A 12,141-nucleotide genomic window follows, 5' to 3' on the forward strand; every position below is an offset into this window, starting at 1 on the left:
GCTGCCACTTCATTGGCGCCGCCCGAGGGCAACGCCGGCCTGTTTTACACAGTGGTAGTTACTGACGGCGGCAGACTCCCAGCCGTCACATCGCGCCACTGCTGCTACGCACTGCCTGCATGAATGCGCGAATCTTGCCGGAGTCCTTGATGCCCTTGCCCTGCTCCACCCCGCCGCTGACGTCCACCGCATAGGGGCGAACCTGGGCAATGGCCTGCGCCACGTTGTCGGCGCACAGGCCGCCGGCCAGGATGATCGGCTTGCTCAAGCCCTGGGGAATCAGCGACCAGTCAAACGCCTCCCCCGTACCGCCAGGAATGCCCTCCACATAGGCATCGAGCAAAATCCCGCTGGCCCCGGCGTAGGCGGCGCAACTGGCGGCGATATCGTCACCGGCCTTGACCCGCAAGGCCTTGATATACGGACGATGGTAGCCGGCGCACTCGTCTGGGGTTTCGTCACCATGGAACTGCAGCAGGTCCAGGGGCACGGCATCCAGGGTTTCATTGAGCTCGCAGGCGCTGGCGTTGACGAACAGCCCGACCGTGGTCACGAACGGCGGCAAGCCGGCAATGATCGCCCGGGCCTGCTGCACGGTCACCGCGCGCGGGCTTTTGGCATAAAACACAAAACCAATGGCGTCAGCCCCCGCCTCGACTGCCGCCAGCGCGTCTTCCATGCGGGTAATCCCGCAAATCTTGCTGCGAACGCCTGACATATCGTCGAAACCTCAGGGGGCTGTCCAGGAAAGTCCCGGATGGTAACAAATGCTTTTCCGGGCGTCAGCCGTCAAGTTCAGCGAAACCCGTAAGGAAGTGTGGCCCGATGAAACGCTGCGGCAGTTCGAACTCATCGCGGTACTCCACATCCACCAGATACAGGCCGAATGGGTGTGCCGTCACCCCGCCGGTACGACGCACCCGACTCTCCAGCACTTCCTTGGCCCACTCCACCGGGCGCTCGCCAGTACCAATGGTCATCAGCACCCCGGCAATATTGCGCACCATATGGTGCAGGAACGCACCGGCGCGGATATCCAGGACAATCATCTTGCCGTGGCGCGTCACGCGCAGGTGATGGACTTCCTTGATCGGCGACTTGGCCTGGCACTGGCCGGCCCGGAACGCGCTGAAATCGTGGATCCCCACCAGGTGCTGGGCCGCTTCGGCCATGCGCTCGGCGTCCAGCGGGCGGTGGTTCCAGGTGATCTCTTCGTTCAAGTGTGCCGGACGGATCTGATCGTTATAGATCACATAGCGGTAGCGCCGGGCAATAGCCTTGAACCTTGCATGAAAATGCGCCGGCATGACCTTGGCCCAACTGACGCTGACATCGTGGGGCAGATTGATATTGGCGCCCATGACCCAGGCTTTCATAGAACGCTCGGCCTGGGTGTCGAAATGCACCACTTGCCCGCAGGCATGCACACCCGCGTCGGTACGCCCGGCGCACATCAATGAAACCGGGGAGTCGGCGACCTTCGACAGGGCCTTCTCCAGGGTTTCCTGCACAGTCGGCACGCCAGAGGCCTGGCGTTGCCAGCCGCGATAGCGCGAGCCTTTGTATTCAACGCCCAGGGCGATTCTGAAAAAGCCGGCGGCCGCCATTTCGGCGGCCGCGTTATCTATATTTGCCAAGAGCTGAGAGCCTGATGAGTTACGCAAAGGCAGCCATTATATATGGCTTGAGGCTTTTTGTAGGAGCGAGCTTGCTCGCGAAGATCGTCAACGATAACGCGCTCATCCTGAAAGAACGCAGCGTCCTTGAGTTTTTCGCGAGCAAGCTCGCTCCTACAGGAGTTGCGCAATGGCTTCAGGCCAGATTGCTGAGCATTTCCTTGGCTTCATCCTGTTGTTTTTCATCGCCTTCGGTAAGGACTTCGGCGAGGATGTCACGCGCACCATCTGCATCACCCATGTCGATGTAAGCCTGGGCCAGGTCCAGCTTGGTAGCGACTTCGTCGGTGCCCGACAGGAAGTCGAACTCCGGCTCATCGTCGCCCTTGGCGGCATCTTCAGCAGTGAAGCTCGCTTCGATCGACGGGCTTTCCAGGCTCTGCGACAGGCGCTCCAGCTCGGCGTTGACATCATCAAGCTCAGTGGCGAATGCGTCTGGCTTGGCCGATGGCGCGGGCTCGTCCGCCAGGGACAGGTCAAAGTCTTCCGGCAGGTCAAAATCATCCAGCGCGGCCGGCGTCAGGGTGGGCGGATCTACCGGCGGTAGATCCTTCATCTGTTCTTCCAGGCCCGAGAGGAAGTCGTCGTCGGACTGGGAGGCCGGCGCATCCAACTGCAAGTCGAGGTCAAAATCGGACAGATCATCCGGGCTGGCCTTGGCCTCGGTCTGTTGTTGCAACACCGACTCAAAGCTCAGGTCATCAACCTCGGGCTCGACCACGGCCGGCGACGCAGCTTCCAGGTCATCCAGGCTCAGGTCGAAGTCGGTGTCGAACGCATCGGCTTCAGGCGTGACGGCAGGCGCCGACTCTTCCTGGAGCAGATCCTTGACATACTGCGCATCCAGCGCGGCGGCGGCGACTGCCGCACTGACACCCGCAGCCAGCACGGCCATGGCCGGATAGCGATTTTTCAACAGTTCGACCTGGGCATGATTCTCGCCATTGGCGACCAGTTGGCGCTCCTGGGTCACGAAGCCATCCTTATCGCCCTGCTGACCATAGACCTCCAGGAGTTTGAGACGCAGATCACTGCGCGCGGGCTCCAGTTTGATCGCTTCTTCCAGCACGGCGGCCGCCTGATTCAGGTGGCCACGATCCAGGTGGGACTGGGCCAGCGCCAGGGCGTCGGAGGAGCCAGGTTCGATAATCGGCTTGCTCGGCGGCGCCATACTAGTCGCAGGTGCAGATACAGGCGCCACGGCAACCGGAGCTGGAGCTGGAGCTGGAGCTGGAGCTGGAGCTGGAGCCAGCTTGACGGTTGCAGCGGGGACTTCAAGGCCTTCGAAACTGTCCGACGGCATGTCCTGGTCAATGCTTGGGGAGAACGCCGGCTCCTCGGCCAGCGCCCGCGCCATGCGCAGGTGTTTTTCCTCTTCCAGGCGCGCATTGCGATGACGCGCCCATAGCAGCAGGAGCAACAACACCAACAGCCCAGCAGCACCGCCAATCACCCCAAGAACGATGGGATTGGTCAGCAGGTCATTGAACTTGCCTTCGGTGCTAGCCGCGGGCGCAGGCTCTACCGGGCTTTCCACCGGCGCAACCACCGGCGCTTCGGCGGCTGGCGCCGGGGCGGCAGGTGCTGGTGCAACGGGCGCCGCCGCCAACTCCGCAGGCATGGCCGCCGGCTGCGCCGGTGCGCCGCCCTCGGCCTGCAACTTGGCCAATTGGTTGTTCTTCAGTTCAATCAGCCGCTGCAACTTGTCCAACTGACTTTGCAGATCAGTCATGCGGCTTTTCAGCTCTTCATTTTCGCGGCGGGTCGAATCCAGGCTTTCCTGGGTCACCGCCAGCTTGTTGTTCAGGGCCTTGCTATCGCCCGCGGCGCCTTTGACTCCGGCCTTGGCGGCCTCGGCCGAGACCAGGCTCAGATTGTCCTTGGCAGCCGTTTGCGACGGCGCGGCACCGGCCTGGGTGCGTTTGGTGGCGTCCAGTTGCTGACGCCCCGCCGCCTGATTGTTGGCGCCGCGACGCCCCTGGCGCCAGGCCGCATTCTGCGCAGTCACTTCGGCAATCGCCTGGGGTTGCGGCAGGCTGGTGCTTTGTACCGGGTCCGGCAGGCGCAATACCTGGCCGGTTTTCATGCGGTTGATATTACCGTCGACAAAAGCCCCCGGGTTAAGCGCCTGGATCGCCAGCATGGTCTGCTGGATCGAGCCACCATTGCGGTTTTTCGCGGCGATTTCCCACAGCGTGTCCCGGGCAGTCGTCGTGTGTTCAGCCGCTTTGCTGATGCCTCTAGTCGCAGGCGGGGCAAGGCGCGGCGCCGGGGCGCTGGCCTCCGGGGCCTTTTGCTCGAACTTGGCCGGGTCCAGCAAGACGCTGTAGTCGCGCATCAACCGGCCATTGGGCCATTGCACTTGCAGCAGGAAACGCACGTAGGAATCGGGCAATGGCTTGCTGGAGGTAACGCGTACCACGCTGCGACCGCTGGGGTTGAGCACCGGGGTAAAGCTCAGTTCATCAAGGAACGCCTGGCGATCCACACCCGCATCCACAAAGGCCTGGGAAGATGCGAGGCTGGGCACGATGTCGGAGGCGCTCAGCCCGCCCACGTCGAGCAGCTCGATCTCCACCGACAACGGCTGGTTCAACTTCGACTTGAGGGTCATCTCCCCAAGTTGCAGCGCTTGCGCCATACCGGAGGACAGCGCCGAGGCGGCCGCTATTGCTAACACCAGTTTGCGAACTTGAACCATAGCCTCATCCTTTGTTTGAACACTCCTCGGCCCGCGAGAAGGTTGGGTACCGCTGCCATTCGGCATGGCGAGCCGATAGGTCACCGACGCGCAACTTTTCGTGCATGGGGCCAAGCATAGCCCTTAGCTAGAATCAATCTACAAATTGCCGCCAAGTATCTTTTACGCAAGGCCTTTTATCAACAACTGTGCCAGTTGCACCGCGTTAAGCGCCGCGCCTTTACGTACGTTATCTGACGTCAGCCACAAGTTTAGTTCCGCCGGGTCGTCAATGCCGGCTCGCACCCGCCCCACGTAGACCACATCCTGACCGACCGCATCCCCAACAGCTGTAGGGTAATCGCCCTCGTCCACCAACTCGATACCCGGTGCCGACTCCAACAGGCGATTGACGGCGCCAAGGTCCACAGGGCTCGCCAGTTGCAGGGACACGCTCAAGCTATCGCCAAAAAACACCGGAGCTTGAACGCAGGTCGCGGAAATCTTCAGCAACGGTAAATCAAGCAAGGCGCGCAGTTCGTGGACCAGACGTTTTTCCAGGGCCGTGTGGCCCTGAGCGTCCGGCGTACCGACCTGGGCCAACAGGTTGAAGGCCATTTGGCGATCAAAGAACTTTGGCTCCAGGGGGCGCACATTCAATAACTCGGCGGTTTGCCGGGCCAACTCGCTCACGGCTTCGCGGCCCTGGGCAGACACTGCCAGGTTGGCGGTGACGCTGACGCGCTGAATGTCCAACAAGCCCCGCAACGGCGCCAGAACCACCGCCAGATGAGTGGCGCACGGGCTTGGGCTACCGAGCTGGAAGGGCTTTTTCAAGCCGTCCAGGACGTGGGCGTTGGCTTCCGGCACCACCTGAGGTGCTTGCTCGGCCGGCAAGGCGCCAGACAGGTCGATCAACGAGCAACCTGCCGCCGTGGCGCGCGGGGCGAAGCTCAAGGTGACCGCAGGGCCTGCCGCGAAAAAGGCCAGTTGCACCTTGCTGAAATCAAACTCGTCGACTTCCCGCACCCGCACGTTCTTGCCGCGAAATGGCACCGAAGCGCCGGCCGACTCACTGCTGGCCAGCAGGTGCAGGGTGCCGACCGGGAAATCCAACTCTTCGAGGATCTGGACCAGGGTTTCGCCAACGGTCCCGGTGGCGCCGATCACGGCGATATCAAAGGTCTGGGTCATGGAGGCTGCCTCGGGCATTGCGGGGGGAGCGGCACTTTACCGGGTGGTTGGGGGTGAGGCAATTAACCCAGGTTTTGTGGTGTGGCTGATGACCCTTTCGCGAGCAAGCCCGCTCCCACATTTGATTGCATTCACACATCAAAATGTGGGAGCGGGCTTGCTCGCGAAAGGGCCCTAAAGAGCAATGAAAAACCCGCGCCTGTCACCAGAACGCGGGTTTGTTCAACACCAAAAAGCGATCAACGCTCCAGCAGGATCCGCAACATCCGACGCAACGGCTCGGCCGCGCCCCACAGCAGTTGGTCACCTACAGTGAAAGCGCCCAGGTACTGGGTACCCATGTTCAGCTTGCGCAGACGCCCCACCGGAACATTCAGAGTGCCAGTAACCTTGGTCGGGCTCAGCTCCTGCATGCTGATATCACGGTTGTTCGGCACCAGCTTGACCCACGGGTTGTGCTGGCTGATCAGCCCTTCGATATCGGCGATCGGCACGTCTTTGTTGAGCTTGATGGTCAGCGCCTGGCTGTGGCAGCGCATAGCGCCGATCCGCACGCAGATACCGTCCACCGGGATCGGGTTCTTGAAGCGCCCGAGGATCTTGTTGGTCTCGGCCTGGGCCTTCCACTCTTCGCGGCTCTGGCCGTTCGGCAGTTCTTTGTCGATCCACGGGATCAGGCTGCCGGCCAATGGCACGCCGAAGTTCTCGGTCGGGTAGGCGTCGCTGCGCATGGCCTCGGCCACACGACGGTCGATGTCGAGGATCGCGCTGGCCGGGTCGGCCAGTTGATCGGCGACGGCCGCGTGGGTCGCGCCCATCTGCTTGATCAGCTCACGCATGTTCTGCGCACCGGCACCGGAGGCCGCCTGATAGGTCATGGCACTCATCCACTCCACCAGCCCCGCTTCGAACAGGCCACCCAGGCCCATCAGCATCAGGCTGACGGTGCAGTTGCCGCCGACATAGTTCTTGGTGCCAGCGTCGAGCTGCTGGTCGATGACCTTGCGGTTGACCGGGTCAAGGATGATCACCGCGTCGTCCTGCATACGCAGGCTGGACGCCGCGTCGATCCAGTAGCCCTGCCAGCCGGCTTCGCGCAGTTTAGGGAAGACTTCACTGGTGTAGTCGCCGCCCTGGCAGGTCAGAATGACGTCGAGGGTCTTGAGCTCTTCAATGTTGTAGGCGTCCTTGAGCGGGGCGATATCCTTGCCCACGGACGGCCCTTGGCCACCGACATTCGAAGTGGTGAAAAACACCGGCTCAATAAGATCGAAATCCTGCTCTTCCAGCATCCGCTGCATGAGCACGGAACCGACCATACCGCGCCAACCGATCAGACCTACACGTTTCATCGCAACTACACCTTGTTAAAAAGTGGGCCGCCTTGCAGCAACAACTGCAAGCGGGCCCGAGAGATTACAGATTCCGCAGCGCGGCGACTACTGCGTCGCCCATTTCCTGCGTCCCGACCTTGGTGCAACCCTGCGACCAGATGTCGCCGGTACGCAGGCCCTGGTCCAGCACCAGGCTCACCGCTTTCTCGATCGCGTCCGCCGCTTCGCTCAGGTTGAAGCTGTAACGCAGCATCATCGAGACCGACAGGATGGTTGCCAGTGGGTTGGCAATGCCCTGGCCCGCGATATCCGGCGCCGACCCGTGGCACGGCTCGTACATGCCCTTGTTGTTGGTGTCCAGGGACGCCGACGGCAGCATGCCGATGGAACCGGTGAGCATCGAGGCCTGGTCGGAAAGGATGTCGCCGAACAGGTTGTCGGTGACGATCACGTCGAACTGCTTGGGCGCTCGCACCAGTTGCATGGCGGCGTTATCGACGTACATGTGGCTCAGCTCGACGTCCGGGTAGTCCTTGGCCACTTCTTCGACGATTTCCCGCCACAGCTGGCTGGAGGCCAGGACGTTGGCCTTGTCCACCGAGCAGACCTTTTTGCCACGCACGCGGGCCATGTCGAAACCGACACGGGCGATACGGCGGATTTCGCTCTCGCTGTACGGCAGGGTGTCATAGGCCTGGCGCTCGCCATTTTCCAGCTCGCGCACACCCCGTGGCGAGCCGAAATAGATACCGCCGGTCAGCTCGCGCACGATCAGGATATCCAGGCCCGCCACCACTTCCGGCTTGAGGCTCGACGCGTCGGCCAGTTGCGGATAGAGGATCGCCGGGCGCAGGTTGCCGAACAGGCCCAGTTGCGCGCGGATTTTCAGCAGGCCGCGCTCCGGGCGGATATCACGTTCGATCTTGTCCCATTTCGGCCCACCCACGGCGCCGAGCAGCACGGCGTCGGCAGCACGGGCACGGTCCAGGGTTTCGTCGGCCAGGGGCACGCCATGCTTGTCGATGGCCGCGCCGCCGATCACGTCGTGGCTCAACTCAAAACCCAGGCTGTACTTGCTGTTGGCCAATTCCAGGACCTTGACCGCTTCGGCCATGATTTCCGGACCAATGCCGTCGCCAGGGAGAATCAGAATCTGCTTGCTCATGCGTTCCTCATTTCATCAAGCGACCCGCCCTCGGGCAGGTCGGGAAAATATTAGCGTTCGGCCCAGACCACCAGCACGTCGGTGCTGAAGGTGCCGTCGGCTTGAATCTCGAAATAATCGCGGACTTCCTGGCCCATCGCCTTTTGCAGCTCCAGGATCGCGGCGCGCAATACCTCTGGCGTGCGCATGCGCTCGACCCACGAGGTGTATTCCAGGCGCAGGCGCTGACGACTGCTATTGCGTACATGCAAGCCGGCTTCGCTGAGCTGGCGCATCCACTCGCCAGCGGAGTAATCGCGCACATGGCTGGTGTCGCGCAGCACTTCGACGGTTTGCAGGTAAGTGTCCAACAGCGGGCTGCCCGGTGACAAGACGTCGACAAATGCCGCCACGCCGCCCGGCTTGAGCACCCGGCGCACTTCGCGCAGCGCCAGGCCCAGGTCGCTCCAGTGATGGGCCGAGTAGCGGCTGAACACGAAGTCGAACTCGCCATCGGCAAACGGCAGACGCTCGGCGGCGCCGTGCAGGGTGCGGATATTGTCCAGGCCACGGTCTGCGGCAGCAGCGGCGACCACGTCGAGCATTTGCTGCGACAGGTCGTAGGCCACCACTTCTTTGACCAACGGTGCCACGTGAAAACTCACGTGACCGGCGCCACAGCCCAGGTCCAACAGCCGCGCATCACCCTGCCCGGCCAGTTCGGCCTGCAGCAGTGCGAATTCGGTACCCTGGGCGTGCACGGCACTGCTCAGGTAGGCCGAGGCCTGTTCACCGAATTGTTTTTGCACGACTTGGGTGTGGGCGGTGCTGGTCATGGTGATGCTCCTGGCTTTTGTGTTGTTCATACCGGCCCTTTCGCGAGCAAGCCCGCTCCCACACTCGACCGAGTTCCTTCAGTTGAAATGCGATCAAATGTGGGAGCGGGCTTGCTCGCGAAGGGGCCAGTCCAGCCTACATAGAATTACGCATCACGAAACAACCAAGGCTGGCTCGCCCGATGCTTGGCTTCAAACGCCGCAATGGCATCGCCATCCTGCAAGGTCAGGCCGATATCATCGAGGCCGTTGATCAGGCAGTGCTTACGGAACGCATCCACTTCAAAGTGATACACCTTGCCGTCCGGACGGGTCACGGTTTGCGCCGCGAGGTCGACGGTCAATTGGTAGCCCACATTGGCTTCCACTTGCTGGAACAACTCGTCCACTTCGGCATCGCTCAAGATGATCGGCAGCAAGCCGTTCTTGAAGCTGTTGTTGAAGAAGATATCGGCGTAGCTCGGCGCGATGATGCTGCGAAAGCCATATTCTTCCAGGGCCCAGGGCGCATGCTCACGGCTGGAACCGCAGCCGAAGTTTTCCCGGGCCAGCAATACGCTGGCGCCCTGGTAGCGCTCGGCATTGAGCACGAAGTCTTTGTTCAGCGGGCGCTTGGAGTTGTCCTGATAGGCGTAGCCCACGTCCAGGTAGCGCCACTCGTCGAACAGGTTCGGGCCGAAACCGGTGCGTTTGATCGACTTCAAGAACTGCTTGGGGATGATCTGGTCGGTGTCCACGTTGGCACGGTCCAACGGTGCGACAAGACCTGTGTGTTGGGTAAAAGCTCTCATCGGGTATTCCTCAGATCAATTCGCGAACGTCGATGAAACGACCGTTGACGGCAGCCGCAGCGGCCATGGCCGGGCTGACCAGGTGAGTACGGCCACCGGCGCCCTGACGCCCTTCGAAGTTACGGTTGGAGGTGGACGCGCAATGCTCGCCGGACTCCAAACGGTCCGGGTTCATCGCCAGGCACATCGAACAGCCCGGCTCGCGCCATTCAAAACCGGCTTCGAGGAAGATCTTGTCCAGGCCTTCGGCTTCGGCCTGGGCCTTCACCAGGCCCGAACCTGGCACCACAATGGCTTGCTTGATGGTCGCGGCCACCTTACGGCCCTTGGCGATCACCGCCGCGGCGCGCAGGTCTTCGATCCGCGAGTTGGTGCAGGAGCCGATAAACACGCGGTCCAACTGGATGTCGGTAATCGCCTGGTTGGCTTTCAAGCCCATGTACTTCAAGGCACGCTCAATGGAGCCGCGCTTGACCAGGTCAGCTTCCTTGGCCGGGTCCGGCACGTTCTGGTCAACGGCCAGGACCATTTCCGGCGAGGTGCCCCAGCTGACTTGTGGCTTGATTTGGGCAGCGTCGAGCTCGACCACGGTGTCGAACACCGCATCCTTATCGGAAACCAGGTCTTTCCAGGCCTCCACAGCGGCATCCCAATCGGCGCCTTGCGGAGCGAATGGACGGCCCTTGACGTATTCGACGGTTTTTTCATCCGCCGCCACCATGCCCACACGGGCACCGGCTTCGATGGACATGTTGCAGATGGTCATGCGCCCTTCGATGGACAAATCGCGAATCGCGCTGCCGGCGAACTCGATGGCATGGCCGTTACCGCCGGCGGTGCCGATCTTGCCGATCACGGCCAGCACGATGTCCTTGGCGGTCACGCCAAAGGGCAAGGTGCCTTCGACCAACACCAGCATGTTCTTCATTTTCTTCGCGACCAGGCACTGGGTGGCGAACACATGCTCCACCTCGGAGGTGCCGATACCGTGGGCCAGGGCGCCGAACGCACCGTGAGTCGAGGTATGGGAGTCGCCGCAGACCACGGTCATGCCCGGCAAGGTTGCACCCTGCTCCGGGCCGATAACGTGGACGATGCCCTGGCGCACGTCATTCATCTTGAACTCGGTAATGCCGTACTCGTCGCAATAGTCGTCGAGGGTCTGGACCTGCAAACGCGAGACCTGGTCGGCAATGGCTTCGATGCCGCCTTTGCGCTCCGGGGTGGTCGGCACGTTGTGGTCCGGGGTGGCGATGATCGAGTCGACGCGCCAAGGCTTGCGCCCGGCCAGTCGCAGGCCTTCGAACGCTTGGGGCGAGGTCACTTCATGGATGATGTGACGGTCGATGTAGATCAGCGATGACCCATCATCGCGCCGTTTCACTTCATGGGAATCCCAGAGTTTGTCGTAAAGCGTTTTGCCGGCCATCAGTCGGTCCTCATCAGCGTCTTTCCATGCCCTGGGCGTTGAACGATTCAATAACCCTTTGGCTTGTGAGGCTGATGCTATGGCGTTACATTAAATAACTCAAATTCATATTTTTTCATGCTTTAGATAACTCACTGGAATACCACCATGGATCTGGCCAACCTCAATGCCTTTATTGCTATCGCCGAAACCGGCAGCTTCTCCGGGGCCGGGGAACGCCTGCACCTGACGCAGCCGGCAATCAGCAAGCGCATCGCCGGCCTTGAGCAGCAACTGAAGGTGCGCCTGTTTGATCGACTGGGCCGTGAAGTTGGCCTGACAGAGGCCGGGCGCGCTCTGCTGCCTCGCGCCTATCAGATCCTCAATGTGCTGGATGACACCCGTCGCGCCCTGACCAACCTGACCGGCGAAGTCAGCGGGCGCCTGACCCTGGCGACCAGCCATCACATCGGCCTGCACCGCCTGCCCCCGGTTTTGCGTACTTTCACCCGGGAATACCCGAACGTGGCGCTGGATATTCAGTTCCTGGACTCGGAGGTGGCCTACGAGGAAATCCTCCATGGCCGTGCCGAAGTGGCCGTCATCACCCTGGCGCCGGAGCCGCACAACCTGGTGCGGGCCACCCCGGTCTGGGACGACCCCCTGGATTTCGTGGTAGCGCCCGAGCATAGCCTGGCCAATAACGGCACTATCAGCCTTGCCGACATCGCCCGCCATCCGGCGGTTTTCCCCGGCGGCAATACCTTTACCCACCATATCGTGCACCGGCTGTTCGAGGCCCAGGGCCTGACGCCGAACATCGCCATGAGCACCAACTACCTGGAAACCATCAAGATGATGGTCTCCATCGGCCTGGCCTGGAGCGTGTTGCCGCGCACTATGCTTGATGATCAAGTGGCCAGTATCGCTTTGCCGGGCATACAGCTCAGTCGCCAGCTAGGCTATATCGTGCACACCGAAAGGACGCTGTCGAACGCTGCGCGGGCTTTCATGAGCCTATTGGATGCACAGGTCGATCCGGCTGGGATGCCGGCATGAGGCCGTGCGGCCTGTAGAC

Annotated in this window: 10 protein-coding genes; 1 reads left to right on the forward strand and 9 read right to left on the reverse strand. The window is 61.7% G+C overall.

Going from position 1 to position 12,141, the window contains the following annotated elements; genetic code table 11:
• Positions 1–85: 85 nt before the first annotated feature.
• The 9 genes from JTY93_RS17525 to leuC form a co-directional block, all read right to left on the reverse strand.
• Positions 86–718, reverse strand: coding sequence for a phosphoribosylanthranilate isomerase (locus JTY93_RS17525; protein ID WP_169992302.1), 633 nt, complete (start codon positions 716–718; stop codon positions 86–88).
• A gap of 64 nt (positions 719–782) precedes the next feature.
• Positions 783–1,607, reverse strand: coding sequence for a tRNA pseudouridine(38-40) synthase TruA (truA, locus tag JTY93_RS17530; protein ID WP_205476672.1), 825 nt, complete (start codon positions 1,605–1,607; stop codon positions 783–785).
• 205 nt (positions 1,608–1,812) lie between these two features.
• Positions 1,813–4,377: a FimV/HubP family polar landmark protein gene (locus JTY93_RS17535; protein ID WP_205476638.1), complete on the reverse strand. Its 2,565-nt coding sequence runs from the start codon at positions 4,375–4,377 to the stop codon at positions 1,813–1,815.
• Between the two features lie 162 nt (positions 4,378–4,539).
• Positions 4,540–5,550 (reverse strand): aspartate-semialdehyde dehydrogenase, encoded by a 1,011-nt coding sequence (locus JTY93_RS17540; RefSeq protein ID WP_205476637.1) that lies wholly within the window; start codon positions 5,548–5,550, stop codon positions 4,540–4,542.
• A 239-nt stretch (positions 5,551–5,789) separates the two neighbouring features.
• Positions 5,790–6,902, reverse strand: coding sequence for an aspartate-semialdehyde dehydrogenase (asd, locus tag JTY93_RS17545; RefSeq protein WP_029294136.1), 1,113 nt, complete (start codon positions 6,900–6,902; stop codon positions 5,790–5,792).
• A gap of 64 nt (positions 6,903–6,966) precedes the next feature.
• On the reverse strand, positions 6,967–8,049 hold the full coding sequence (gene leuB, locus JTY93_RS17550) for a 3-isopropylmalate dehydrogenase (RefSeq protein ID WP_021491199.1): 1,083 nt from the start codon (positions 8,047–8,049) through the stop codon (positions 6,967–6,969).
• Between the two features lie 50 nt (positions 8,050–8,099).
• Positions 8,100–8,864 (reverse strand): class I SAM-dependent methyltransferase, encoded by a 765-nt coding sequence (locus JTY93_RS17555; RefSeq protein WP_205476636.1) that lies wholly within the window; start codon positions 8,862–8,864, stop codon positions 8,100–8,102.
• 146 nt (positions 8,865–9,010) lie between these two features.
• Positions 9,011–9,655 (reverse strand): 3-isopropylmalate dehydratase small subunit, encoded by a 645-nt coding sequence (gene leuD / locus JTY93_RS17560; RefSeq protein ID WP_003192559.1) that lies wholly within the window; start codon positions 9,653–9,655, stop codon positions 9,011–9,013.
• Between the two features lie 10 nt (positions 9,656–9,665).
• The gene (gene leuC, locus JTY93_RS17565) at positions 9,666–11,084 is read right to left on the reverse strand and encodes a 3-isopropylmalate dehydratase large subunit (RefSeq protein ID WP_029294130.1); all 1,419 of its coding nucleotides are present in this window, start codon (positions 11,082–11,084) and stop codon (positions 9,666–9,668) included.
• Positions 11,085–11,231: 147 nt separating this feature from the next.
• Between leuC and JTY93_RS17570 the strand changes: the two genes are divergently transcribed.
• The gene (locus JTY93_RS17570; RefSeq protein ID WP_169992317.1) at positions 11,232–12,122 is read left to right on the forward strand and encodes a LysR family transcriptional regulator; all 891 of its coding nucleotides are present in this window, start codon (positions 11,232–11,234) and stop codon (positions 12,120–12,122) included.
• The last annotated feature ends 19 nt before the right edge of the window (positions 12,123–12,141 follow it).

Source organism: Pseudomonas hygromyciniae (assembly GCF_016925675.1).
In the GTDB taxonomy this organism is placed as follows: Bacteria; Pseudomonadota; Gammaproteobacteria; order Pseudomonadales; family Pseudomonadaceae; genus Aquipseudomonas; species Aquipseudomonas hygromyciniae.